Here is a 24,969-nt window from a genome sequence, read left to right on the forward strand (position 1 = left end):
ACCCACCCCGTCAGGGCAGGAGGCGGGAGTGGCGGAAGCGGATGCGGGTGCCCGGTCGCGCCTGCGCGAGGGCGTCGAGCGAGGCATCCGTCACCACCGCGATGACGGGGTAGCCGCCGGTGACGGGGCCGTCGGCCAGGAGGATCGTGGGTCGCGCCGACGGCGGCACCTGCAGCGCGCCGGCCACCATGCCCTCACTCGGCAGCTCCCCGGGGCGCGTGCGTGCGAGTTCCGGGCCGTCCAGCCGCATGCCGACGCGGTCGGCCTCGGCCGACACCTTCCACCGCGCATCGAACAGGGCCGAGAGGGCGGATGCGGCGAACCAGTCGGCGCGCGGGCCCGGTGCCAGCTCCACCTCGAGCAGGGTGTCCTCCGGGGCGCCCCACGGCGCCAGGTCCGCAGGCGGAACGGGGCTGCGCGGCGCGGCGCCGACGGCGACCACGTCCCCGGGCCGCAGCGGCGCCGGTCCGAGCCCGGCGAGCACGTCGGTCGCCCGCGCCCCGACCACGGGTGCGACCGATATCCCCCCGCGGACGGCGAGATATGCCCGCGCTCCGCGCGCGAACCAGTCCACCTCCAGCTCGGCGCCGGCGGGCCATCGGGTCGCGACGTTCGGATCGATCCCGCGTCCGTCGATCCGGAGCGGGCCGGCGGCGCCGGTCACCGCGATCCACGCGTCGCGCTCGGCGACGGCGCGGAAGCCCCCGAGCGTGACCTCGATGCCCGCGGCGGCTTCGTCATTGCCCACCAGTCGATTGCCCCGCCGCAGCGCCGCCCGATCCAGCGCGCCCGACCGGGCGATCCCGAGCGCCGCGCGTCCCCCCCGCCCGAGGTCCTGCACCGTGGCGAGGAGGCCGGTCTCGAGCACGCGGAAGCCGGCCTCGGCGCCGCCCCTTCCCAGCGAGACTGCATCCGCGCCACGAGACTGCGTCCCACGGCTGCTGTCTCGTGGCGCGGGTGCAGTGTCGCGAGCGGTCTCGACGAAGCGCACGCGCGCGCCGGGAGCCAGCAGCACCGGGTCGGGCGATGCCGGGTCGAACAGCGGCGCGTCGGTCGTCGCGATCAGCTGCCAGCCTCCGGGGGTCTCGCGCGGGTAGGCGCCGCAGAACGCCCCGGCAAGACCCACGGCGCCGGCGGGCACGCGCGTGCGCGGCGACTCCCGCCTCGGCACGTCGTAGGGCCACGCGTCGCTCACGAGGTAGGCGAACCCCGGCGCGAACCCGGTGAAGGCGACCCGCCATCGGGCGTCACGATGCCGCGCGACAAGTTCTCCGGGCGATACGCCGAGGAGCTCGGCGGTCGCGGCGAGGTCGGGGCCGTCGTAGCGGACCGGGACCTCGACGAGCGGCCCGGATGCGGCGGCAGCGGTGCCGGGCTCGGCACCGGTGATCCACGCACGCACCGCCGACGCCGGCAGCACGTGGGGATCGAAGGTCACCAGCACCGTCCGGGCGGCGGGGACGAGGTCGAGAATCCCGGGCGGGCGCGACCCTGCGAGCGCGGCCGACAACGCCAGCGCCTCGGCGAGCGAACCGGTCTCGGCCAGCATCGCTCGCTCCCCCATCGGACGCAGCGCGACGCTCACCACGGCGAGGCGACGCGGATGCCCGCGGCGTCGAGCGCGGATCGCACGGCACGGGCCATCGCGACGGCGGCCGGGCTGTCGCCGTGAAGGCACAGCGACGAGGCGCGCGCCTCGATCACGGTGCCGTCGACGGCGTCGACCACCCCCTCGCGCACGAACCGTACGGCCCGCTCCGCGACGCGACGCGGGTCGTCCAGGAGCGCGCCAGCCTCCCCGCGCGGCACGAGGCCGCCACCGGCCGTGTAGCCGCGGTCGAGGAAGGCCTCCGCGACGAACGGCATCCCCGCCTCTCGCGCCGCGCGGACGATCTCGCCGCCGAGCCCGAGGATCGGCAGCGCCCGGCCGATCCGGGCCGAGACGTCGGCGACGGCGGCAGCCACCGCATCCGCCTGCGCCGCGTCGACGGTGATCGCGTGGTAGAGCGCGCCGTGCGGTTTGACGTAGCGCAGGTCGGCGCCCGCGGCCACGAGCGCCTGCACCTGCGTCGCGACCGTCTCCCGCAGCTCGGCGGACGGCGGATCGTGACGGAGGCGTCCGAAGTTCCCGGGATCGTCGTAGGACGGATGCGCCCCCACGGCCACCCCATGACGCGCCGCACGCGCGACCGCCTCGCGCATCGAGTCCGCGTCGCCCGCGTGGCCCCCGCACGCGACGTTCGCGCTGGAGACGACGGCGAACAGCGCCTCGTCGTCGGCGGTGGGCACCCCGCCGATCGTCTCGCCGAGGTCGGCGTTGAGGTCGATCGCATCCGGCATGCCTTCACGCTACCGATGTGGCCCGAGTTCGGACGCTGCCCCCCCCCAGGCAGGTGCGGGCCGCGACGCCGGAAGGCAGGATGGGGGGATGACCCCCGGCACCCCCCTCCTCTCCGTCCGCGACCTCGCGGTCGAGTTCGCCACGATCGACGGACCCGTGCGCGCGGTCGACGGCGTCGACCTCGACATCGCCGCGGGCGAGACAGTCGCCATCGTCGGCGAGTCCGGCTCCGGCAAGTCCACGACGGCCATGGCGATCATCGGCCTGCTCGCGTCGGGCGGCTCCGTCGCGCGCGGCAGCATCCTCCTCGACGGCGAGGACCTCACGCGTTTCTCCGAGTCGCGCATGCGCGAGGTGCGCGGGCGCCAGATCGGCCTGGTCCCGCAGGATCCGATGTCGAACCTCAACCCCGTCGCGAAGATCGGCACGCAGGTCGCTGAGACGCTCCTGGCCCACGGGCTCGCCACGCGCTCCGACGTCAAGCGCAAGGTGGTCGAGACGCTCGAGGCGGCCGGGCTCCCGGATGCCGAGGCCCGCGCGAAGCAGTACCCGCACGAGTTCTCCGGCGGCATGCGCCAGCGGGCGCTGATCGCGATCGGAATGGCGTGCAACCCGCGTCTGCTCATCGCCGACGAGCCCACGAGCGCGCTGGACGTCACGGTGCAGCAGACGATCCTCGACCAGATCGACCGCATGACGACCGAGCTCGGCACCGCCGTGCTGCTCATCACCCACGACCTCGGGCTCGCCGCCGAGCGCGCCTCGCGCGTGATCGTCATGCACCGCGGCCGGGTGGTCGAGCAGGGCCCGGCGACGCAGATCCTCGAGGCGCCGCAGCATCCGTACACGCAGTCCCTCGTGGCCGCCGCCCCCTCGGTCGCCGCCGTACGGCTGCGCCCGGAGGAGTTCGCCCGGCTCGGCCTGGCCGGTGCTGCACCGACCGAGAACATCGTCGAGATCGAGAACCTCACGAAGGTGTATCCGCGACGGGGAAAGGGAGAGGACTTCCGGGCGGTCGACGACGTGTCGCTGGCCATCCCCCGCGGCCAGACGGTCGCCATCGTGGGAGAGTCGGGGTCGGGCAAGACGACGACGGCGCGGATGCTGCTGAAGGTCGTCGAGCCCACCAGCGGCAGCATCCGGTTCGAGGGGCAGGACGTGGCAACGCTGAAGGGCCGGGCCCTGCGCGACTTCCGCCAGAAGGTGCAGCCGATCTTCCAGGACCCTTACTCCAGCCTCAATCCGATGTTCACCATCGAGCGGATCATCGAGGAGCCGCTGTCGTTCTACAGACGCGGGTCGGCGAAGGAGCGATCGGCACGCGTGCGGCAGCTCATGGACGACGTCGCGCTGCCGCAGACGATGCTGCGCCGCTACCCGTCGGAGCTCTCGGGCGGGCAGCGCCAGCGCGTCGCGATCGCGCGGGCCCTCGCCCTCTCCCCCGATCTCATCGTGTGCGACGAGCCCGTGTCGGCGCTCGACGTGCTGGTGCAGGACCAGGTGCTGACGCTGCTGCGCGACCTGCAGCGCGAGTACACGCTCAGCTACCTGTTCATCTCGCACGACCTGGCCGTGGTGCGCCTGATCAGCGACTACGTGTGCGTCATGAAGGACGGCCGGCTCGTGGAGGCGGCATCCAGCGAGGAGATCTTCACCAACTCGCGCGACTCCTACACGCGGCGCCTGCTGGCCTCGATCCCCGGCAACGAGCTCAACATCGCCTGATCGGGCGGCTCCTCAGCGGGCGCGGGTGCGCGGGTCCATGGCCTCCCGCAGCGCCTCGCCGAGGAGCGTGAAGCCGAGCGCGGTGACGGCGATGCAGATGCCGGGGAGGAACGCCAGCCACGGCGCGATGGCGAGCTCGGCCTGGGCGTAGGTGAGCATCCGGCCCCATTCCGCCGTCTGCGGGAGCCCGCCGCCGAGGCCGAGGAACGACAGCGCGGCGGCGTCGATCACGGCGGTGGCGAGGGTCAGCGTCCCCTGCACGATGACGGGCCCCACGCTGTTGGGGAGCACGTGGCTCATCGTGATCGTGCGTCGCGAGAGGCCGAGCGTCTGCGCCGACAGCACGTAGTCGGCGCCGCGCTGCTGCAGCATCGAGGCGCGCAGCAGCCGCGCGAACACGGGCACCTGCGAGGCCCCGATCGCGATCATGATCGCCAGCTGGCTCTGGCCGAGGATGGCGGCGATCGACACCGCGAGGAGGAGGTTCGGCACCGACAGCAGGATGTCGACGAAGCGCATCACGACGTTGTCGACCCAGCCGCCGAACATGCCCGCGAGCAGGCCCAGGAACATGCCGCCGACGAGGCCGAACGCCGTCGACACGACGCCGATCACGAGCGATGCCTGCGCGCCCCAGATGAGCTTGGACAGCACGTCGCCGCCGAAGCGGTCGAGCCCGAGCGGGAACTGCGGCAGCTCCCCCGGGCCGGGGATGTGGGTCGGGGTGATGTAGCGCTGGCCGGGGAGCGCCTCGGCAGGATAGGGCGCGAGGATCGGGGCCAGGAGCGCGACGAGGAGGAACAGCGCCACGATGGCGGCGCCGATCCACGCGGTGGGGTTGCGCCGGATGCGGCGGAACACGTCGCGCCAGAACCCGCCGCGGGTCTGGGCGGCGAGCACGCCGGCGTCGACGATCGCGTTGTCGTCGACGGGGCCGCCGCTGGGCGCGGGGGGAAGGATGCCGGAGCTCATTGCACTCTCACTCTCGGATCGATGACGCTGTAGCTCACGTCCACGAGCAGGTTGATGAGGGCGTACGCGATCGCGATGAAGATGATGAAGCCCTGCAGCACCGGGAAATCTCGCGTGAAGATGGCGCGCGCGAGGAACTGCCCGATGCCGGGGAAGGCGAACACCGTCTCGGTGAGCACCGCCCCCGCGATGAGGAGACCGGTCTGAAGGCCCACCGTCGTGATCACCGGCAGCATGGCGTTGCGCAGGATGAAGCGGTTGCGAAGCGTCGCCTGACCGACGCCCTTCGCCCGGCCCGTCCGCACGTAGTCGGCGTTCTGCACCTCAAGGACCGACGCGCGCGTGATCCGCACGATGATCGCGAGCGGAATGGTGCCGAGGGCAAGCGCCGGCAGCACGAGATGCAGGATCGCGTCCCACGCGGCGTCGAACTCTCCCGTGATCAGCCCGTCGAGCACGTACAGGTTCGTGTAGTGCGTCGCGTCGATGCGGGGGTTCTGCCGCCCGTCCGAGGGCAGCCACCCCAGCTGCACGGCGAAGACGTACTTGAGGATGAACGCGAGGAAGAACACCGGCACCGTGATGCCGATGAGGCTGAGGACGACGGCGATGTGATCCCACGCCTTGCCGTGCTTGCGCGCCGCCCAGTAGCCCAGCGGGATGCCGATTCCCACCGCGACGATCAAGGCGGCGATCGACAGCTCGACCGTGGCGGGGAAGCGGCGCCAGAACTCCTCCAGAACCGGTCGCCCCGTCTGGATGGACGAGCCGAAGTCGCCCGTGAGGAGGCGTCCGAGCCACGTGAAGTACTGCACGTACAGCGGCTCGTTGAAGCCGTACAGCTCGTTGATGCGCTCGACGGCCTCGGGGGTGGCCCGCTCACCGAGGAGCGCCACGGCCGGTCCGCCCGGCAGGGCGCGGACCCAGAAGAACAGCAGGACCGAGAGACCGAACAGCGTGGGGATGAGCAGGAGCAGACGCCTGCCGATGGTGCGAAGCACGAAATCTCCGGGGTAGGAATCCTCGACTTGCGTGAATCGGCTGCTAAACGCGGCGCTTTAGCAGCCGATTCACGCAAGTGGGCGGGATGCTGCGACCCGGGCGCCGCGAGGAGACCCGGGCCGCAGCATCAGGGCGTCACTCGGAGAGCTCCACCATGTTGTAGACCTCGTCCTGCACCGGGCTGGCCGGGTACGACGTCACACGCGCGTCGAACGCGAGCGTGGGGACGGGGCTGGCCAGCGGAACGCCGGGGAGGAACTGGGCGATCTGCTCGTTGATGTCCTGGTAGGCCGCCTCCTGCTCCTCCTCGGTCGCGAGACCGCGCGCCGCCGTCAGAGCCGAGAACAGGTCGGGGTTGTCGAAGCCCCACTCGTTCGAGGCGGCGCCGAAGAACGTCCCCACGAAGTTGTCGGGGTCGTTGTAATCGCCCGTCCAGCCGAGGAGGTGGATGCCGTGGTCGGTGCCGCCCTGGATGAGGTCGAGGTACTCGCCCCACTCGTTCGACACCGGGTTCACGACGATGCCGACGGCCTCCAGCTGCGACTGCAGGTTCGCGAAGATCTGCTCCGGGTTCGGCATGTACGGCCGCGAGATGTTCGACGGATAGTTGAACGTCAGCGTCAGCGGGTTGGCCTCGTCGTAGCCGGCCTCCGCGAGAAGCTGCGTCGCCGCATCCGGGTCGTAGTCGTACGTCGTGACCGCGTCGTTGAAGCCGATGACGCTCTCGGGCATGAACTGGTCGGCCAGCTCGGTGCCCTCCGGGAGCACCTGGGTGACGAGCTGCTCGCGGTCGATGGCGTGCGCGAGAGCCTGCCGCACCCGGATGTCGGCCAGCGCCGGGTCGGCCTGGTTCATCCCGAGGTACAGGACGTTGAACGGGTCGCGGTTCACCAGGGTGAAGCCGGCGTCCTCCAGGGCGCCGAGGTCGGCCGGGGCGACGAGGTCGAAGCCGTCGATGGATCCCGATTCGAGCGCCTGGCGACGCGCCGTGGTGTCGCCGATCACGCGGAAGATGACCTCTTGCACCTGACCCTGCTCGCCCCAGTAGTCCTCGTACGCCGACAGGGTGGTCTCCGCTCCCGGCTCCCACGAGTCGAACGAGAAGGGGCCGGTGCCGGTCGGGTGCGCGGTGGCGTACTCGCTCTGCGTCGGCGCCTCCGAGGTGCCGCCGACGTTGTCGGCCTCGTACTCCTCGAGAGCGGTGGGGCTCTGGATCGCGAAGGCGGGCAGCGACAGCGCGGGGATGAAGCCGGCGAACGGCTGGGTGAGCGTGATCGTCACCTCGGTCGGGCTGGCCGCCTCGCATCCGCCGTAGATCGAGGTGCCGGTGTCGGCGTAGCCCCGCATGAGCTTGCCCCAGTAGTACGACAGGCTCTCGCTCTGCGCGACCCCGGTGAAGTTGTTCTGCCGGTCGAAGTTGAAGCAGACGGCGTCGGCGTCGAACTCCGTGCCGTCGTGGAAGGTCACGCCCTCCTTCAGCTGGAAGGTGTAGGACAGACCGTCTTCGGACTGCTCCCAGCTCTCCGCGAGAAGCGGCGCCGGGTCGGCCGTGCCGGGCTCGACGCCGACCAGGCCCTCGAAGATCTGCCGTGAGACGCGGAACGACTCGCCGTCGTTCGCGAAGGCCGGGTCGAGGCTCGTCGGGTCGCCGGAGGCGCCGAAGACGAAGGTGCTGTCGACGTCGCCCGACGGCTCGTCGTCGCCTCCTCCGCCGCGCTGACTCGAGCAGGCCGACAGCGCCAGCGCGCCGATCGCGATCGCCGCGGCGCCCGTGAGCAGGCGTCGCCGATAGTTGTGTGCCATGTGCTGTGCACCTTCCATGGGGGGATGGAACGGCCGAAAGTCGCACGACGACGTGCCGCTCCGGTTTCACCGATGTACCGACCGTACCCGTAACGCGGCGCCTCGCCGTTCCGGCTGTGTATCGATCTTGTTGCGACGGACCGGCCAGGGGTCGCCGACCGCCGCTAGCGTTGACGGATGGCACGAGCCCGCGTCGAACCCGCCGAGATCGCCTCGACCCGGCTGTCGGACGGCACCCTGGCGCGCATCGTGCCCTCGGCCTACGCGGCCGGGTACGAGCTCGTCGTCGACGGCACGCCGCAGTCGCACGTCGACCTCGACGACCCGACGCATCTGCACTTCGAGTACGTCGCGCGGATGGCGGCGGTCATCGACCGGCTGCGGATGCCGGGGCAGCCCCTCACCGCCGTGCACCTGGGTGCCGGGGCCTTCACCGTCCCGCGGTACATCGAGGCCACCCGTCCCGGCTCCCGCCAGCAGGTCATCGAGCTGGAGCCGGCGCTCGTGGAGCTCGTCCGCGGCGCGCTGCCCCTTCCCCGGGGAGCCTCACTGCGGGTGCGCATCGGCGACGCGCGCGACGGGCTGGAGCGGCTCCCCGCCGGACTCACCGGCGCCGTCGACCTGCTCGTGAGCGACGTCTATGCGGGGGCTCAGACGCCCGCGCACCTCACCACAGTGGAGTTCTACCGGGCAGCCGTGCGCCTGCTCGCCCCCGACGGCGTCCTGCTCGTGAACGTCGCCGACGGCGCGGGGCTCGCCTTCGCACGACGCCAGGTCGCGACGGTGCAGGCGGTGCTCCCGCACGTTCTCGTGCTCGCCGAGGTGCAGGTGCTGAAGGGCCGCAGATTCGGGAACCTCGTCATCGCGGCATCCGCCGCCCCGCTCCCCGCGCAGTGGCTGCCGCGCCTCATGGCGGCGGGTCCGCATCCGGCCAAGGTCGCCGCCGGCGCCGAACTGGAGACGTTCGCCCGCGGAGTCTCCCCGGCGACGGATGCCGACGCCACGCCGTCGCCCAAGCCGCTTCCGTCGCTCTTCGACCGCTGACCCGGCGTGCCGCGCCGGGGGAATCCACGCGCCATCGCAGACTGGGGAGGTCGATCGAGCGAGAGGGGACGACGATGAGCTACATCCGCGGATACGACGCCGAGACCCTGCGTGAGATCGTCGACCTGCGCGAGTGCGAGGAGCGCCTCGCCGAGATCGGACCGCAGCGGAGCCTTCCCGCCCTCCTTGAGCGCGTATGGCTGCTGAAGGTGCTCGACCGCCTGGACGAGGCGCTGTCGGTGTCGGAGCAGTCCGTGCGCGTCGCGCGCATGGCCGGCACGCGCAAGGATCTGCTGCGCGCCCGCATCCTGCACGCGACCGTGATGCAAAGCGGCGGCTCCCTCGCCGCCGCCGCCCAGGAACTCACGACCTGCGCGGAGGAGGCCGAGGGCGCCGGATGGGCCGGGATCGCGGCGTTCGCGCTGCAGCACCGCGGCAAGGTGTCGTACGACGGCGGCGACTACGACGAGGCGCGACGGGATTTCAAGCGCGCCCTGTTCCTGCGGCAGGAGTCGGGAACGCCCGACGAACAGCTCGAATCCACGCTCCTCGCGATCGACGCCGCCGACCGGCGTCGCGCGCACGCATCCGTCGCCAGCTGACTGTCGGACCTCGGGTCTACTGTTCCCCCCATGTCGGATCTGCAGCGAGTGCGCGTGTGGGCTGAGGCGCTCGTGGACCTGCACCTCGACGGCACGTGGTCGTTCGGGTTCGACAACGCCAAGCGCCGCGCCGGCCTGTGCGATTACACGCGGCGCCGCATCACCGTGTCGCGGTACCTCGCCGCACGCTACGACGACGACACCAACCACCAGACCCTGCTGCACGAGGTCGCCCACGCCCTCGCCGGACCGACCGCCGGCCACGGCCCGCACTGGAAGCGCGTGGCCCGCGGCCTCGGGTACGTCGGCGGCACGACCCACGCCGGCGAGACCGCGGTCGAGCTCGCGCCGTGGGTGGGGGTGTGCCCGGCGGGCCACGTCGCCTACCGGCACCGCCGCGCGACCCGTCCGACGTCGTGCGCGAAGTGCGCGCCGCGATTCGATCCGCGCCATGTCTTCACGTGGACCCGCCGCGAGATCACCCCCGCTGCGCGCCTCGCAGCGCAGACCCCGCGCTGATTGGGCGCTTCGTCTCGCTGCGCTCGCTCAGCGACCGGTGCTGCCCCGACCCTCAGCGACGCGGGGATGAGCGACGCGGGGATGAGGAGCGAACGACCCCGTCAGGTCGCAGCTCGGGTCGCCACACACGCCTGAAAGCGGCATCGGCTGACACCCGAGCCGCGCGCGGCGGAAGGCTTACGCGGCGACGAACGCGCCGTCGCGCAGCACGGGGACCACGGATGACGCGTCGACGGCGGCCGCGGCCCGCACCTCGTCGCCCCGCCCGGCCGCCTCGAGCGCGCGACCCGAGCCGCTCGCGGTGAGGAGGTGCCGCGCCGCGCCGCGAAGGGCGCGGAAGGCCTCGGCGGCGACGGCGGCCTCGGGTGAGCAGTGGTCGATGCCGAGGTCGCCGAGCGCGGCGATGATCGCCCCCGCGCCGAGGTGGTCCTCGACGGCGTAGCGCCCCTCGTTCCCGGCGGCGACCACGTTCACGCTCGTGCGGGCGCCGCGCTCGGTCTGACGCCGCACGACGTATCGCGCGACCGCCGACGCGTTGCGCAGCGCCCCGACGATCCGGTCGCCGGGGCCGGGGCCGGGGCCGGGGCCGGGGCCGGGGCCGGGGGGAGCCTCCGCCGGATGCTCGGGACGCGCCTCCGCGACGGCGATCTCGGTCGCCGAGACCCCGAGCACGTCGACGATCACGGTGATGTCGGCCGGCGCGAGCCGCGTGAGGGCCTCGCTCCCCCACTCGAGCCGCACCTGGTACGTCGCCTGGGCGAAGGCATCCGAATCCACGCCACGAGCCTAAGCGCGGCGGGCCGTCGTGCGGTGACGCACGACCCGTCGTCGGGGAGGATGGGGCGATGCGCATCCTCCTCAAGCTCGTGATCGACTGCGACGCGGATGCCGCGTGGCGGGCGCTGCACTCCCCCACCGCTGTCGCGGAGCTCTACGGGCCGCTCCTGGCGATGCAGCCGCTCGCCGACCCGCCCACATCATGGGACGCCGGAACCGACCTGCCGGTGCAGCTGTCGGTCGCCGGCGCCGTGCCGGTGGGGCGGCAGCTGATCTCCGTCACCGAGCGCGAGACCTCCGACGCCACTGGGCGCGTCCGCATCTTCCGCGACAGCGGCATCCCGCTCACCGGCCCGCTGTCGAGCCTCGACGTCTGGGATCACCAGATGGCCGTCTCGGCCGCTCCCGGCGACCCGGGCCGGACGCTGTGGCGCGACCGGCTCGTCATCGGCGGCCCGACCGCGGCACTGCTGTGGCCGGTGCTGTGGTCGACGTGGCAGTGGCGGGGCGCCCGCATCCGCGCGCTCGCCCCGACGTGGGCCCACGATCCCGAGCAGGCCGGGCAACCCGAGTAGCCCGGAACAGGCAAGACGCCGAGAACAGGACGACCGGCTCGCGCATCGTCCTGTTCGCGGCATCGGCCCTGTTCTGGGATGCCGTGCGCTACTCCGCGAGCGCCGCCACGGGGCTCACGCGCGTGGCCAGGCGGGTGGGGACCACCGCCGCCACGAGCGTGAGCACGGCTGTCGCTCCGATCACGATCAGGAGCGGGCCGAGCGGCACCGACGGCAGCACGAACGTCGGCGCCGAGAAGCTCGGCGGCATGCCGGCCGATCCGAGGAGGGACTGCGCGCCGGCCCATCCATAGGCGACCCCGAGCACGACGCCGACGATCAGCGAGGCGATCGTGATGTGCGCGGCCTCCAGGAGCACCATGGCCCGCACCTGCACGTTCGAGACGCCGAGCGCGCGCAGAAGCCCGAGCTCACGCCGACGCTGCACGACCCCGATCGTCAACAGGTTCACGAGCCCGACCGCCGCGATGACGGCGCTGACGGCCACGAGCGTCATCATGACCGCCGAGAACGAATCGATGAGGGTGGCGAACTGGGGCTCGATGCGTCCGCCGCTGGAGATGGCGATCATCGTCTTGACCGACTCCAGCGCGACCGCGAACATCAGCACCAGCGTGACCCCCATGACCACCCCGATCGCCATGCGCGACGACCGCTCCGGGTAGCGCAGCGCGTTCTCCGCGGCAAGACGTGCGGCGGCGGACCGACCGAACATGCGGCCAACCAGGCGCAGCACCGGCGGCATGATCAGTCCCGCCCCGAGCGCGAGCCCCGTGAACGACAGGATCCCGCCGACGAACGCGACGACGACGCCGAGGGGAGTGACGAGCCCGGCGAGGATGCCGAGGGCGAGCAGGGCCGCGCCGCCGACCAGCAGCACCAGCGCCCCCACGTTGCGTCCGGCGCGCGCGGCCAGGGCCTCGTGCGACGCCTCGACCGCCCCGCCGATCGCCTGGAGCGGCGTGACGGAGAGCACGCGCCGCGACCCCACCCACGCGGCCGCCCACGTGGTGAGGGCGACGACGACGGCCGGCGCCAGAAGCGCCGGCTGCACGATGGCGGCATCGACGTCGCGAAGGCCGAGCGCCTCTCTCGCGACGGCCGCGCCGGCGACGGAGACCAGCGTTCCCGCCGTCACACCGATCGCCGCCCCGAGCACCCCGACGACCAGGCCCTGGCGTGCCACCTCGGCGCGCTGGGATCGAGCGGATGCTCCGATGAGGCGAAGCAGCGCGATCCGGCGGGTGCGCCCGGCGACGACAGTCGCGAACGTGTTGGCCGTGACGATCGCGGCCACGTACACCGCCACGCCGATGAGGAGCCACGCGACGATGGCCGTCACCGCGGCGAGCGTACCGCTGTCGCCGATGTACGGGTCGGCACGGAGCATCGCCGCGAGGAAGGTCGTCGCCGACAGCAGCACCGCGCCGAAGGCGGCAGAGAGGGCGGCGACGAGGACGCTGGCGCCCATGCCGCGCTCGCGCAGCCAGGTCAGCCGCCCGGCCGCGGACCGCGGCATCCGCACGTCGACGGAGACGGCGGTCATGCCCGCGCCTCGGCCGTCTCGGCCTGCAGCATGTGCGCGGAGATCTGCTCGGGGCTCTGCCGCGGCTTGTCGGCGACGATGTGCCCGTCGCCGAGGAACAGCACGCGGTCGGCGTAGGCGGCGGCGACGGGGTCGTGCGTGACCATGGCGATCGACTGGCCGTGCTCCCGGCTAGCCGCCGCGAGGAGCCCGAGCACCTCGCGGCCGGACCGGGAATCGAGGTTGCCGGTCGGTTCGTCGGCGAAGACGAGGTCGGGGGCGGTGGCGAGAGCGCGCGCGATGGCGACGCGCTGCTGCTGACCGCCCGAAAGCTCGTGCGGGCGGTGGCGCAGGCGCGACCCGAGTCCGAGCGTTTCGATGAGCCCGTCGATACGGGCCTTCTCGAGCGCCGACGGCCGACGCCCGTCGAGGTCGAACGGCAGCAGGATGTTGCCGAGCGCATCGAGGGTGGGGACGAGGTTGAACGCCTGGAAGACGAACCCCACGCGCCGACGGCGCAGGATGGTGAGCTCGAGGTCGCCGAGTCCGGTGATCTCGGTGTCGCCGATCCACGCGCGACCCGACGTGGGGGCGTCCAGGCCGGCCATCACGTGCATCAGCGTCGACTTGCCCGAGCCCGAAGGCCCCATGATCGCGGTGAACTGGCCGCGGCGGATGCCGACGGAGACGCCGTCGAGGGCGGAGACGGCGCCCTCGCCCTGCCCGAAGGTCTTCGTGAGGTGCTGGACCCGCGCGGCGAGCCCCAGGTCGGTGGAGGTGATCTGCATGCCTCCGACGCTACGAACCGCCCGGGTCCCCGCGCGTCGCCTGGGCGGGGCATCCGGCTACATCGCAAGGATGATTCCGCGTCAGACCAGGCCGTGGTCGTACGCGAAGACGACCAGTTGTACGCGGTCACGCAAGCCCAGCTTGGGCAGGATGCGGCTGATGTGCGTCTTCACGGTGGCCTCGGACAGGAACTCCCGCGCGGCGATCTCGGCGTTGCTGAGTCCCTGCGCCGCCAGCGCGAACACCTCGCGCTCCCGGTCGGTGAGCGTGCCGTAGGACGGCGGCACCGGGGCGGTCGGACGAGAGGCGGCGGCGAACAGCTCGCGCGTCGCGGTGGCGGCGATCACCGCGGAGCCGGCGTGCACCGTGCGGATGGCCGCGAGGAGGAATTCCGGTTCGGCGTCCTTGAGGAGGAACCCGCTCGCCCCCTGCCGGATGGCGCGGGCCGCCGCCTCGTCGAGGTCGAAGGTCGTGAGCATCACCACGCGCGGCGGCTCGGGGCGGGCCAGCAGCTCCGCCGTGGCGGCGAGTCCGTCCAGAACGGGCATCCGGATGTCCATGAGCACCACGTCGGGGCGCGTGGCGGCGACCACGGCGAGCGCCTCGCGCCCGTCGGATGCCTCACCGACCACCTCGAGGTCGGGTTGCGAGTCGATGACCATGCGGATCCCGGCACGGAACAGACCCTGGTCGTCGACGAGGACGACGCGGATGGGCGTGGTCATGCGGCCTCTCCGATCGGCAGGCGGGCGGTGACGGTGAACGTGCCGCGGTCGGGTCCCGCTTCGAGCGTGCCGCCGACGAGCTGGGCGCGCTCGCGCATCCCGATGATCCCGTGCCCGCCGCCGGCCGCCGCCGCGGAGCCGTTCAGCGGATTGCGGACGGCGAGGTCGACGAAGGCCGGATGCCACGCCAGCCGGACCGAGACGGGACCAGACGTCCCGTGACGGAGGGCGTTGGTGAGGGCCTCCTGCAGGATGCGGTAGACGGCCAGCTGCACCGACGCCGACGGCTCGGCGACGGGCGCGGGATCGACATCGACCGAGAGGTCGACACCGGCCGCGCGCACTTGCGCGTACAGCGCCTCCACGTCGGCGAGCGTGGGCTGCGGGCCGGCAGCCTCGCTGTGACGCAGCTGCGTGAGGAGCAGCCGGACGTCGCCGAGGGCCGCCCGCGCGGTCGAGGAGATCGTGTCGAGCGCGGCCGTCGCGGCGGCGGGGTCGGATGCGGCGGCGTAGCGCGCTCCGTCGGCCTGGGCGATGACCACCGCGAGGGAGTGGGCGACGACGTCGTGCATGTCACGGGCGATGCGCACGCGCTCCTGTTCGGCGACGGCATCCGCCTCGGCCGCCTCGCGCGCGCGGCGGGCCTCGCGGGCGCGGATCGCCGTGCGCACCAGCGCGCCGGAGACCCACGCCAGCAGGAGCGCGAAGGTGGCGGCCACCAGCACCGCCAGCCCCACGCTCAGCAGCGACAGGGTGAGGGTCCCACCGGTGAAGACGTACAGGTAGAGCGTGATGACCAGCGCGCCCAGGAAGGCGGACGCGAACCCGAGCCAGTAGACGATGCGCCCGCCGTAGGCGGCGCTGGCGTAGAGGACCGCGAAGATCGCGAGGTTGGAGGGGGAGGGGTTCAGCAGCGCCAGCATCTGCACGAGCGCGCTCACCCACGCGATGCCCAGCGCGAGGCCCGGGGCGAGCCGGCGAAGCGCGAGCGCGAGCGCGAGTATCAGGGCCACGGCGACAGCGGCGAACAACTGCCCGGCGCTGCTCAGACTCAGGAGCGAGGCCTCCACGGGCACGGCGATCAGCGCGAACAGCACCGCCACAACCGCGTCGACGACGATCTGAGAGGGGCGGAGCATGCGGAACATCTCTCCCGAGGCTACGCGCGGGCCCGCGCCGCGGCATCCGTCGCCCGATGTATTCGCGGGCCGGTGACGGACCGGTGCGGGGAGCTACGGGGCGTAGACGCGGAGTGCGGCCGGGATGGCGCGCACGCGCAGGGTGAAGCCGGCGGGGTCGGCCTCCTCGAGCTCGCCGTCGTGCACGTACACCGGGGGCGCGTCGTCGGGCTGCACGCGCACCTCCCACGTCTGCTCGACGAACCGCTCGAGGTCGGACGAGCGCGGCATGAGGCGCAGTGCCCGCAGCACGGCAATGGTCCGCCGCCCGAACGCGAGCGAGGCCATCGCACGCACCCGCGTGCCGCGGGCGTGATGCACGCGGACGTCGAGCACCGCGTCGTTCAGGCCGGAGCGCTGCATCATGGCGTGCCGATCGGGGTCATTGCGGCCCACACTGACGAACACCGACCAGATGCGTGCCCGCCGATCTCCCACGCGGATGCGGATCGGGCGCGCCCCGCGCAGCTCGCGCTGGATGGCCACGACCCCGCCGAGCCACTTGCCGAGCGCACCCCGTCGCTCGCGCTCGGCGAGGAATTGGGGATAGGCGCCCAGCGACACCGCGTTGAGCACGGTGATCGGCTCCCCGTCGTCGACCGTCACCTCGGCGACGGCCACGTCGCGCAACTGCCCCGACGCGAAGGCATCGAGCGCGGCATCCGGGTCGTCCAGGCCGGCGGCCCGCGCGAAGTGGTTGAACGTGCCGCCGGGGATCACCAGGAGCGGCACGTCATGGCGCCGAGCCAGATGCGCCAGGCGCGAGACCGACCCGTCTCCGCCGAGGACTCCGAGAACGCGCGGCGGATGCTCCGCCGCCATGGCGGCCGTCACCGCGTCGTCGAGGCTCTCGTCCTCGCCCAGCTCGTGCACCGTGGCGCGCGCCAGCCGCTCGCGCACGCGGGGCAGCGGGTCGGCGCGCACGACCGCCTGCCCCGACCGGCTGTTGGTGACGAGGAACACGCCCTCGCCGTCGGGCGCGGCGGCGGTGTCGGGCATGTCCCGACGCTAGCGCGGCGCAGCGCCATGGCGGTAGCCCGGACCGCGAGACTGCAGGGCGCCCACGAGACAGCGGCCGACGGATGCTGTCTCGTGGCGCCCGTGCAGTCTCGCTGAGCGGGCGGGGGCGGGAGCTACGCTGGACGGACCACACCACCCCGCCGGTGCGCCGCGTGCACGCCGGCCGACCCCGAAGATCGGAGGTTCCCATGTCCATTCACGCCGCTCCCACCCGTGAGCAGAAGGCGATCGTCGGCGAGCCCGAGGTTGTCGAGGACGGCCGAGCCTCCGGCGCGGAGCGATCGGCCGCGTGGCTGTCGCTGAAGGCGGCCGCCACCGACCTGCAGGGGCTGCAGGCGCAGGACGGATCGGTCCCGGATGCCGCGGACCACGCCCGCGCACGCGAACTCGTCGGCGCGATCACCGCCGCGATCGCCGAGCTGGCGCCGCTGTTCCCGCACGACGCCGCGTATCTGCAGACATCGGTCGCCGACTTCCGGCGCTGGGAGGACGAGGGATTCGGCGTGCCCGACTTCCTCGACTCGCTCGTCGCCTTCCGGCCGCAGGAACACCGCGTCGACGGCATCCGTCACCTCGTGGTCTTCCCGATGTACACGCAGAACGGGTCGCGCGACCGGCATGTGGAAGCCGTTCTCGCCGAGGTCATCTGGCCGGAGTTCATCGCGCAGCTGGAGCAGGAGTACACCAACCGGCTGTTCGTGTCACTGCGCCTGATCGATTTCACGCCCGGCTACGACACGAACTCGGCGGTGCTGTTCCCCGAGACCGTGTCGATGCGTGAGATCCCGACGTTCACGTGGGGCGCGATCTTCCAGGATCGGGAGGCGGCGCGCTACGGCCGCGTCGTCCGCGCGGCTGCGGAGATCACGAAGCTCGAGCTGCCGGCCGAGGCGGCGCGGCTGCTGGACGATCAGGACCTCGCCGAGCAGACGTTCGTCATGTGGGACCTCATCCACGACCGCACGCACATGCGGGGGGATCTGCCGTTCGATCCGTTCATGATCAAGCAGCGGATGCCGTACTTCCTGTACTCGCTGGAGGAGCTGCGGTGCGACCTGACCGCGTTCCGCGAGTGCGTGGCGATCGAGAGGCGCCTGTGCGAGCGGGACGATCCGCTCGACGCCGCCGAGACCGCCATGCTCGAGCACGCCCGGCTGGTGCAGTACGCGGTGATCTTCGACCGGATCTTCCGGTTCGCGATCACCGGCTCGCGCGTGCGCAACTACGACGGGCTCGGCGGGCAGCTGCTGTTCGCGTGGCTCCATCAGCGCGGGGTCCTGCACTGGACCGACACCGCACTGGCGTTCGACTGGGACGAGGTCTCCGCCGCCGTCGTGGCCCTCGGGGATGCGATCGACGAGCTGTACTGGCGCTCGATCGACCGTCCGAAGACAGCGCATTGGCTCGCGGCCTACGACCTCGTGCGCGGCGTCGTGACGCCGCATCCGGCGTCGACGTGGAACCGCGGGCTCGCGGACGAGATCCTCGCGGGGCCGCCGAAGGGATACACCGACGCGGTCCTGGACGACGAGTTCCCGCTGTCGATGTTCTACGAGGCGCTGGAGAAGAAGATGCGGCCGGTCATCGAGTCGACCGCCGGCATCCACTGACCCGCGGTGCCAGCGACCCCCGTCCGCCCACCGGCGCGCGGGGGTCGCGTGCACTCGGCTCCCGTGAACTCGGCTCCCGTTCACTCGGCTCCCGTGCACGTACTCAGGCTTGCGTGTCGGCGCGGCGAGCGCCCCGCCCGTATTTCCGGGGATCGCGACCGCCATCCGGGGTCTGCAGCCTGAGTACGTGCCACGCGGCCGCGGCCGCACTGCGGGGTGTCGTGGACGCTCAGCGGAGGGAGAGCACGGCGTCCCAGATCGCGTCGGCGACCTCGCGTTTGGAGCCGGATGCCTCGGCGAGCACGGCGCCGTCACGCGAGACCACGACGATCGCGTTGTCGGGCGTGCCGAAGCCGGCGTTCCAGCCGACACGGTTGGCTACGAGCACGTCGACGCCCTTTCGCGCTGCCTTGCGCTGCGCGCGGCCGAGGAGGGCGTCGCGGTCTTCCTCCGTCTCGGCGGCGAACGCGATGACGATCTGGCCGTCGCAGCGCTGGGCGGCCAGCCCCGCGACGATGTCGGGGGTGCGGACGAGCTCGAGCGTCAAGCCGGGGCCCGCGGCATCCTCTTTGCTGAGCTTGTGGTCGGCGACGTCCGCCACCCGATAGTCCGACACCGCTGCGGCCATCACGACGAGGCCGGCCTCCGCGGCCGCGTCGGTCATCGCCGACTGCATCTGCGCGACCGTGCTCACGCGCTGGATGCGGATCCGCGGATGCCGTGCCACGGCGTCGAGCACGCCGTCGTCGACGTGCGCGGCCACGAGCGTCACCTCGGCGCCCCGGTCGGCGGCGGCCAGCGCGAGCGCCGCGCCCTGCCGTCCGCTGGAGCGATTGCCGAGGTAGCGGACCGGATCGATGGGCTCACGCGTCCCTCCCGCCGAGACGACGACGCGCGCACCGGCCAGATGGGCGCGCGCCGGGACGACGGCGAGCGCGGCCGCGGCGATGGCGTCGGGCTCGCTCATCCGGCCCGGGCCGCTGTCGCCGCCGGTGAGCGCCCCGTCGTCGGGACCGACGACGTGCACGCCGCGCTCGCGCAGCGTCGCGATGTTGGCCTGTGTGGCGGGGTGGCGCCACATCTCGGTGTGCATCGCGGGCGCGACGACGACGCGCGCGGAGGTCGCGAGCAGCGTGGTGCCGAGGAGATCTCCGGCGAGCCCCGCGGTCATCTTCGCGAGGAAATCCGCCGTGGCCGGCGCCACGATCACGAGCTCGGCGCGGCGGCCGAGGGCTACATGGCGCACCTCCGCCACATCCTCGTGCACACTGGTGGTGACGGGGTGGCGGCTGATCGCCTCCCATGTGGTGAGCCCGACGAACCGCAGCGCGTCCTCCGTCGGGATCACGTGCACCTCGTGGCCGGCGGTCACGAGGAGCCTGATGAGAGAAACGGTCTTGTACGCGGCGATGCCACCGGTGACGCCCACGACGATGAACACGCGCCCATCCTTCCATGCATGGGCGGAGGCGGAAGGAATCAGCCCATGTGCACGGTGATCGTTCGCGTGCCCGACGATCCGACGGCCCCGACGCGGCTCCTGGCCGTGCGCGACGAGGACCCGGGCCGCGCGTGGGACCCGCCGGGACCCTGGTGGCCCGACACCCACCCCGGTGTGGTCGGCGTGCGCGACGCCCGCGCGGGCGGGGCCTGGCTCGCGGCCGACTCCGCCGACCGGCGCCTCGCCGTGATCCTCAACCGCCACGACGTGCCGGGCGCGACCGCATCGCGCGGCGCCGTCGTGCTCGACGCGGTTGACGGGCGCCTCCCCACGGCGCCGCTCACGAACGGGTTCAACCTCGTGACCGTGGACGCGGGCGGGACGCACGTGACGTCGTGGGAGGGCACCGCGGTGCGTCTGACGCGCCTCGACCCCGGAGTGCACATGATCGCGCACGACGACGTCGACGACCCCGCGACTCCCCGCATCGCACGCTGGCGCGAGGAGTTCGCCGCCGCGAGCACGGATGACGCCGGCGAGCGGCCGTGGTGGGCCCCGTGGCTCGGCCTCCTCGCCCGCACCGCCGAGCTGGAGCCCACCGACGTCCGCGCGATCGTGCGCGACAACCGGCCGTACGGCGTGCCGACGCTGTCACTGCTCGTGTGCGCCGCATCCGTGTCGCCGGCGGGGATCGACCTCGAGTACAGCGAGCTGGCCGAGCCCGGGCACTGGAATGCGCTGTCCCTCCAGCCCCCGCAGGGCGCGCACCTACACTGACGGCATGACTTACGATGCGCGCCCCGTCGACGGGCGCCTTGTCCTCCTCTCCGGCGGCACCAGCACGGCGGGGGCGTCCGCCGCCGGCGCCCTGCTCGACGCCGGCGCCCGTGTGGTGGTGGCCGGGCGCAGCCGCGCGAAGCTCGACGCCCTCGCGACGGAGCATCCGGGGATCCTCACCGAGGAGTGCGACCTCACCGACGAGGCCGAGGTCGCCGCGCTCGCTGACCGCGTGCACGACAGCGCCGGGCCCGTCGACGGCGTGCTCCACCTGGTGGGCGGGTGGCGCGGGGGCGGCGGGCTGGCGGGGCAGACGGATGCGGACTACCGCGCGCTGGAGTCCTCCTTCACGTCACTCCGGCACGTCTCGCGCGCCTTCGACGCCGACCTGCGGTCCTCCGCCGCGGGCCGGCTCGCGATCGTGTCGTCGACGGCCGTCGCCCATCCCCTCGCCGGCGGGGCGAACTACGCGGCGGTGAAGGCCGCGAGCGAAGCGTGGACGCGCGCGGTGGGGCAGGGGTTCGCCAAGACGGCACGCGACGGAGGGTCGGCGCTCTCCGGCGCGGCTGTCATCTTCCGCGTGGGTACGCTCGCGGGGCTCGAGGACGCGCTCGCCGACGCGTTCGTCGCACTGTGGGACGACCCCGCCGAGGACTGGAACGACGTCGTGGTGGAGATCAGCGCCTAGGCCTCGGCGTCGACGGACGCGGTCGCGGCCACGTCGTCGTTGGCGTGCGATGTGCGGTACTGCTCCGAGAGGACCCGGTACGAGCGGGTGAGGAAGGCCAGGAGCGCCACCACCACCATGATCAGCCCGGCGACGAGGAACACCAGCGCGATCCCGCGGGCGTCGCCCTCGCCGAGCGCCCAGCCCCACGCGGCCTGGCCCGCCTCGCCTTCCATATACGGGATGATGAGGAACTCCGCGATCGGGGCGATGAGGAATGACGTGACGGGGGCCGCTGCCGACTCGAATGCCGCCGCGAAGCCGAAGACGCGGCCCTGCGTGCGGAACGGCACGACCTTCTGGATCACCGTCTGTTCCGCCGCCTCGACGGCGGGGTTGAGGCCCATGAAGAGCCAGATGCCGAGGGCGTAGAGCCACCACCATTCCCGGATCGTGAAGAACGCCCCGAGCACCCCCATCGCGACGACGAGGAACAGCAGAGTGCGGATCGGGTTGCGCCCGAGCCCCAGCTTGCCGACGAGAAGACCTCCGAGGATGAAGCCGGTGGAGGCGAACCCCAGCACCACGCCCCAGATCTCGACGCTGAAGAGCGTCAGACCGTAGGGGTCCATGAGCGCCATGTAGACGCCGCCGATGAGGTTGTTGAAGGTGCCGAAGATGATGAGGGCGAACAGCCCCGTCGCGGCACGGACGGCGCGGATGCTGCCCCGCAGGTCGAACGCCGCGGATCTGTCGGCGCCCGCCTGCGGGACCTGCTCGGGGATCCGCAGCGTCAACAGGTGCCCGAAGGCGAGCAGCGTCATCACGATCGCGATGACGAGCGTCCACCCCATCCCGAGCTGGCCGACGGCGAGGCCGCTGAAGACGCTCGTGATCACGAAGGCGATGCCCTGCACCGTCCCGACGTATCCGTTGGCGTTGGCGTGGCGTTCGACGGGAACCAGCAGCGTCACGGTCGTCGACAGCGCGATGTTGCGCATGTTCTCCACCACCGCCCCCGCCAGGATGATGCCCGCGAAGAGCCAGAACCACGGACCGCCGAGATCGAGGAGGGCGCTCTCGGGGAACGCGAGGTAGAGCCCGCCCGCGACGAGGAAGGCCGACAGGGTGACGACGCTCGAGACCACCATGACGCGGTGCTTGCGGTGGCGGTCGACGATGGAGCCGAACAGCATCGCGAACACGGCCAGCAGCAGCATGTAGGCGCCGCCGATGATGCCCGTCGCCAGGACCGAGCGGGTCTCGAGGTACACCCAGAACGTCAGAGCCCACCACAGGAAGCTCGTGGTGAGATTGGCGACGGCGGTGTTGACCAGCACGCCCGCGAAGGTACGCATCCCGTGAGGCGGCGGCGGGGGGTGAGCCACGTCTGGGGCGGATGCCGCGGCGGGCGGCGTCTCGGCGGACATACCGGCAGGCTAGCCCGGCCCGCCGACACGGTGCCACCGTCTTAGGCTGAGTGGGTGACCTCCCTGCATGATCCGGCCGTCCGCGGCTTCGCGTCCGACAACTATTCCGGCGTCCATCCCGACGTCCTCGCCGCGATCGCCGCCGCGAACGACGGCCACCAGACTTCCTACGGCGAAGACGTCTACACCGAGCGCCTGCAGGAGGTGTTCGCCGGGCACCTCGGCGAGGGCGTCGAGGCGTACCCCGTGTTCAACGGCACCGGCGCCAACGTGGTCGGTTTGCAGTCGATGCTGCCGCGCTGGGGCGCGGTGATCGCCGCCGCATCCGCCCACATCAACGTCGACGAGGGCGGCGCGCCGGAGCGGGTCGGCGGCATCAAGATCCTGAACGTCCCCACCGGCGACGGCAAGCTCACGCCGGAGCTGATCGACCGCGAGGCGTGGGGCTGGGGCGACGAGCACCGCGCGCAGCCGCTCGTGGTCTCGCTGACCCAGTCGACCGAGCTCGGCACGCTCTACAGCGTCGAGGAGCTGCGGACCATCTCCGCGCACGTGCATGATCGCGGCATGCGCCTTCACGTCGACGGCGCGCGCATCTCCAACGCCGCCGCGTCGCTCGGAGTGCCGCTGCGCGCCTTCACGCGCGACGTCGGCGTCGACGTGCTGAGCTTCGGCGGCACGAAGAACGGCGCGATGATCGGCGAGGCCGTCGTCGTGCTCAACCCCGGAGCATCCGAGGGGCTCACCTACCTCCGCAAGCTCGACATGCAGCTGTCGAGCAAGATGCGCTTCGTCTCGGCGCAGCTGATCGCGCTGCTCGAGGGCGACCTGTGGCTGCGCAACGCCTCTCACGCCAACGCGATGGCGCAGCGCCTGCGCTCCGGGATCGAGGCGGGCCTCGCGGACGGATCGATCCGCGGTGTCGGCTTCACGCAGCCGACCCAGGCCAACGGCGTCTTCGCGACGGTGCCGGACGGCGTCGCCGACCGGCTGCGCGAGAGCTTCCGCTTCTACGACTGGGACGCCGCGAAGAACGAAGTGCGCTGGATGTGCAGCTTCGACACGACCGAGGACGACATCGACGCGTTCGTCGCCGCGATCGCCCGCGAGACCTCGCGCGGCTGACGCGCGATTTGGCTGCCACGGCGTCCCCGAGGGAGGGCATCTCACCACGGGAGTGCCGGATGCGGCCCGCGCGCCCTCCGCTCGTGAAATGCCCTCCGCTCGTGACCGCGACGGCTGAGCGGCCCGCCGGACGCGAGCGAGCCCCAGCATCCGGGCGGATGCTGGGGCTCTGGCTTGCGCCCTTCGACGGGGCTGCCTACTGGGCAGCCTCGACGATCTCGAGGAGGTTCGGGACGTTCTGGTAGGCGTCGGCCGCGTTCTCCTTCGTCACGATGACGGGATCGAGCAGGTACGCCGGGACGACCTTCACGCCGTTGTCGTACTGCTCGGTGTCGTTGACCTCGGCCTCTTCGCCCTTCTGGAGCTGCTCGATCATCTTGATCGTCTGCTCGACGAGGAGCGTCGTGTCCTTGTTGATGGTGGAGTACTGCTCGCCGGCCATGATCGACTTCACCGACTCGACCTCGGAGTCCTGCCCGGTGACGGTGAAGGTCGAGACGTCCTTGCCGGCCTGCTTCACCGAGGTGAGGATGGCACGGGCGAGCGTGTCGTTCGGCGACAGCACGCCGTCGACGGTCTCGGTGCCGTAGGTCGACGTGATGATCGCGTCCATGCGGCTCTGGGCGTTCTCGGCCTCCCAGCCCTGGGTCGCGGTCTGCGCGATCTCGGTCTGGCCCGACTTCACCACGAGGGTGCCGTCGTCGATCTTCGGCTGGAGCACGTCCATGGCGCCGTTGAAGAAGACCGCGGAGTTCGCGTCGTCGGGCGATCCGGAGAACAGCTCCACGTTCCACGGCGCACCGTGGCCCGAGCGCTCCTCGAGCCCTGCCAGCAGGGCCTCGCCCTGGAGCTGGCCGACCTTGAAGTTGTCGAAGGCGACGTAGTAGTCGACGTTCTCGGTGTTCTCGATGAGCCGGTCGTAGGCGATGATCTTGACGCCCGCGTCGGCGGCCTGCTGCAGCTGAGCACCCAGCTGCTTGCCGTCCTTGGCACCGATCACGATGACCTTCGCGCCATTGGTGATCATGGCCGAGATCTGGTTCTGCTGCTCGGCGACGGTGTTCGACGCCGGGGCGTACTGCACGTCGGCCTTGAAGCCGGCCTCTTCGAGCCCCTCGGTGAACAGGTCACCGGCGAGCACCCAGTTCTCGCTGGTCTTGTCCGGAAGGGCCACGCCGATGGTCGCGTCGGCGGCGAAGCCGGCCGCGTCGGAGGAGTCCCCGCCGGCGTCGGTGCGCGCGTTCGAGCACCCCGACAGAGCCAGCGCGGCGACGGCCGCGAGGGCAGTCGCTGCGAGAGCGATCTTCTTCATGGATGAATCT

Annotated in this window: 23 protein-coding genes; 9 read left to right on the forward strand and 14 right to left on the reverse strand. The window is 72.1% G+C overall.

Annotation, left to right across the window (positions count from 1 at the left end; translation table 11 throughout):
* Positions 1 to 10 precede the first annotated feature (10 nt).
* Together ACTU3I_RS13915 and pxpA are read right to left on the reverse strand one after the other, a co-directional pair.
* The gene (locus ACTU3I_RS13915; protein ID WP_442926284.1) at positions 11 to 1,585 is read right to left on the reverse strand and encodes a 5-oxoprolinase/urea amidolyase family protein; all 1,575 of its coding nucleotides are present in this window, start codon (positions 1,583 to 1,585) and stop codon (positions 11 to 13) included.
* Positions 1,582 to 2,340: a 5-oxoprolinase subunit PxpA gene (pxpA, locus tag ACTU3I_RS13920; protein ID WP_442926285.1), complete on the reverse strand. Its 759-nt coding sequence runs from the start codon at positions 2,338 to 2,340 to the stop codon at positions 1,582 to 1,584. The genes ACTU3I_RS13915 and pxpA overlap by 4 nt, the downstream gene beginning before the upstream one ends.
* Positions 2,341 to 2,428: 88 nt before the next feature.
* Here pxpA and ACTU3I_RS13925 point away from each other — a divergent pair, with 88 nt between their 5' ends.
* Positions 2,429 to 4,066, forward strand: a complete 1,638-nt coding sequence (locus ACTU3I_RS13925) for an ABC transporter ATP-binding protein (protein ID WP_442926286.1) — start codon at positions 2,429 to 2,431, stop codon at positions 4,064 to 4,066.
* Positions 4,067 to 4,078: 12 nt separating this feature from the next.
* Here ACTU3I_RS13925 and ACTU3I_RS13930 read toward each other — a convergent pair whose 3' ends face one another.
* The 3 genes from ACTU3I_RS13930 to ACTU3I_RS13940 all read right to left on the reverse strand — a co-directional run bounded on the left by ACTU3I_RS13930 (position 4,079) and on the right by ACTU3I_RS13940 (position 7,843).
* The gene (locus ACTU3I_RS13930) at positions 4,079 to 5,038 is read right to left on the reverse strand and encodes an ABC transporter permease (protein ID WP_442926287.1); all 960 of its coding nucleotides are present in this window, start codon (positions 5,036 to 5,038) and stop codon (positions 4,079 to 4,081) included.
* Complete coding sequence (locus ACTU3I_RS13935) at positions 5,035 to 6,039, reverse strand: ABC transporter permease (RefSeq protein ID WP_442926288.1); 1,005 nt, start codon at positions 6,037 to 6,039, stop codon at positions 5,035 to 5,037. Before ACTU3I_RS13935 ends, ACTU3I_RS13930 begins: the two co-directional genes overlap by 4 nt.
* A gap of 136 nt (positions 6,040 to 6,175) precedes the next feature.
* Positions 6,176 to 7,843, reverse strand: a complete 1,668-nt coding sequence (locus ACTU3I_RS13940) for an ABC transporter substrate-binding protein (protein WP_442926289.1) — start codon at positions 7,841 to 7,843, stop codon at positions 6,176 to 6,178.
* Between the two features lie 177 nt (positions 7,844 to 8,020).
* On the opposite strand from ACTU3I_RS13940, the gene ACTU3I_RS13945 reads away from it, so the two are divergent.
* From ACTU3I_RS13945 to ACTU3I_RS13955, 3 genes are all read left to right on the forward strand, one after another.
* Entirely contained in the window at positions 8,021 to 8,887 is an 867-nt protein-coding gene (locus ACTU3I_RS13945; protein WP_442926290.1) for a spermidine synthase, read from the forward strand.
* Positions 8,888 to 8,961: 74 nt separating this feature from the next.
* Positions 8,962 to 9,489, forward strand: a complete 528-nt coding sequence (locus tag ACTU3I_RS13950; protein ID WP_442926291.1) for a hypothetical protein — start codon at positions 8,962 to 8,964, stop codon at positions 9,487 to 9,489.
* 30 nt (positions 9,490 to 9,519) lie between these two features.
* Entirely contained in the window at positions 9,520 to 10,008 is a 489-nt protein-coding gene (locus tag ACTU3I_RS13955; RefSeq protein WP_442926292.1) for a SprT-like domain-containing protein, read from the forward strand.
* A 177-nt stretch (positions 10,009 to 10,185) separates the two neighbouring features.
* Here ACTU3I_RS13955 and ACTU3I_RS13960 read toward each other — a convergent pair whose 3' ends face one another.
* Entirely contained in the window at positions 10,186 to 10,785 is a 600-nt protein-coding gene (locus ACTU3I_RS13960) for a 2-phosphosulfolactate phosphatase (protein ID WP_442926293.1), read from the reverse strand.
* A gap of 68 nt (positions 10,786 to 10,853) precedes the next feature.
* Between ACTU3I_RS13960 and ACTU3I_RS13965 the strand changes: the two genes are divergently transcribed.
* A complete protein-coding gene (locus ACTU3I_RS13965) occupies positions 10,854 to 11,360 on the forward strand; it encodes a hypothetical protein (protein ID WP_442926294.1) in 507 nt (168 codons plus the stop codon).
* Positions 11,361 to 11,448: 88 nt separating this feature from the next.
* Here the strand turns inward: ACTU3I_RS13965 and ACTU3I_RS13970 are convergent, their stop codons facing one another.
* The 5 genes from ACTU3I_RS13970 to ACTU3I_RS13990 form a co-directional block, all read right to left on the reverse strand.
* Positions 11,449 to 12,906, reverse strand: a complete 1,458-nt coding sequence (locus ACTU3I_RS13970) for an FtsX-like permease family protein (RefSeq protein ID WP_442926295.1) — start codon at positions 12,904 to 12,906, stop codon at positions 11,449 to 11,451.
* Positions 12,903 to 13,673, reverse strand: a complete 771-nt coding sequence (locus ACTU3I_RS13975) for an ABC transporter ATP-binding protein (RefSeq protein WP_442926296.1) — start codon at positions 13,671 to 13,673, stop codon at positions 12,903 to 12,905. Before ACTU3I_RS13975 ends, ACTU3I_RS13970 begins: the two co-directional genes overlap by 4 nt.
* An 81-nt stretch (positions 13,674 to 13,754) precedes the next feature.
* Positions 13,755 to 14,399 (reverse strand): response regulator, encoded by a 645-nt coding sequence (locus ACTU3I_RS13980; protein WP_442926297.1) that lies wholly within the window; start codon positions 14,397 to 14,399, stop codon positions 13,755 to 13,757.
* Complete coding sequence (locus tag ACTU3I_RS13985) at positions 14,396 to 15,538, reverse strand: sensor histidine kinase (protein ID WP_442926298.1); 1,143 nt, start codon at positions 15,536 to 15,538, stop codon at positions 14,396 to 14,398. The genes ACTU3I_RS13980 and ACTU3I_RS13985 overlap by 4 nt, the downstream gene beginning before the upstream one ends.
* A 93-nt stretch (positions 15,539 to 15,631) precedes the next feature.
* The gene (locus ACTU3I_RS13990) at positions 15,632 to 16,576 is read right to left on the reverse strand and encodes a diacylglycerol/lipid kinase family protein (RefSeq protein ID WP_442926299.1); all 945 of its coding nucleotides are present in this window, start codon (positions 16,574 to 16,576) and stop codon (positions 15,632 to 15,634) included.
* Positions 16,577 to 16,785: 209 nt separating this feature from the next.
* Between ACTU3I_RS13990 and ACTU3I_RS13995 the strand changes: the two genes are divergently transcribed.
* Positions 16,786 to 18,207, forward strand: coding sequence for a DUF6421 family protein (locus tag ACTU3I_RS13995; protein WP_442926300.1), 1,422 nt, complete (start codon positions 16,786 to 16,788; stop codon positions 18,205 to 18,207).
* A gap of 229 nt (positions 18,208 to 18,436) precedes the next feature.
* On the opposite strand, the gene coaBC is transcribed toward ACTU3I_RS13995, so the two are convergent.
* Positions 18,437 to 19,648 carry a bifunctional phosphopantothenoylcysteine decarboxylase/phosphopantothenate--cysteine ligase CoaBC gene (gene coaBC / locus ACTU3I_RS14000; RefSeq protein WP_442926301.1) on the reverse strand — a complete coding sequence of 404 codons (1,212 nt, stop codon included), beginning with the start codon at positions 19,646 to 19,648 and terminating at the stop codon, positions 18,437 to 18,439.
* 45 nt (positions 19,649 to 19,693) lie between these two features.
* On the opposite strand from coaBC, the gene ACTU3I_RS14005 reads away from it, so the two are divergent.
* A complete protein-coding gene (locus ACTU3I_RS14005) occupies positions 19,694 to 20,425 on the forward strand; it encodes an NRDE family protein (protein ID WP_442926302.1) in 732 nt (243 codons plus the stop codon).
* 4 nt (positions 20,426 to 20,429) lie between these two features.
* Positions 20,430 to 21,113 carry an SDR family NAD(P)-dependent oxidoreductase gene (locus tag ACTU3I_RS14010; protein WP_442926303.1) on the forward strand — a complete coding sequence of 228 codons (684 nt, stop codon included), beginning with the start codon at positions 20,430 to 20,432 and terminating at the stop codon, positions 21,111 to 21,113.
* Here ACTU3I_RS14010 and ACTU3I_RS14015 read toward each other — a convergent pair.
* On the reverse strand, positions 21,110 to 22,522 hold the full coding sequence (locus ACTU3I_RS14015; RefSeq protein ID WP_442926304.1) for an MFS transporter: 1,413 nt from the start codon (positions 22,520 to 22,522) through the stop codon (positions 21,110 to 21,112). The genes ACTU3I_RS14010 and ACTU3I_RS14015 overlap by 4 nt on opposite strands.
* Before the next feature lie 54 nt (positions 22,523 to 22,576).
* On the opposite strand from ACTU3I_RS14015, the gene ACTU3I_RS14020 reads away from it, so the two are divergent.
* Positions 22,577 to 23,647 carry a threonine aldolase family protein gene (locus tag ACTU3I_RS14020; protein ID WP_442926305.1) on the forward strand — a complete coding sequence of 357 codons (1,071 nt, stop codon included), beginning with the start codon at positions 22,577 to 22,579 and terminating at the stop codon, positions 23,645 to 23,647.
* 196 nt (positions 23,648 to 23,843) lie between these two features.
* Here the strand turns inward: ACTU3I_RS14020 and ACTU3I_RS14025 are convergent, their stop codons facing one another.
* Positions 23,844 to 24,959, reverse strand: a complete 1,116-nt coding sequence (locus ACTU3I_RS14025) for a substrate-binding domain-containing protein (protein WP_442926306.1) — start codon at positions 24,957 to 24,959, stop codon at positions 23,844 to 23,846.
* Positions 24,960 to 24,969: the final 10 nt, after the last annotated feature.

Source organism: Microbacterium sp. RD1, assembly GCF_052220165.1.
In the GTDB taxonomy this organism is placed as follows: domain Bacteria; phylum Actinomycetota; class Actinomycetes; order Actinomycetales; family Microbacteriaceae; genus Microbacterium.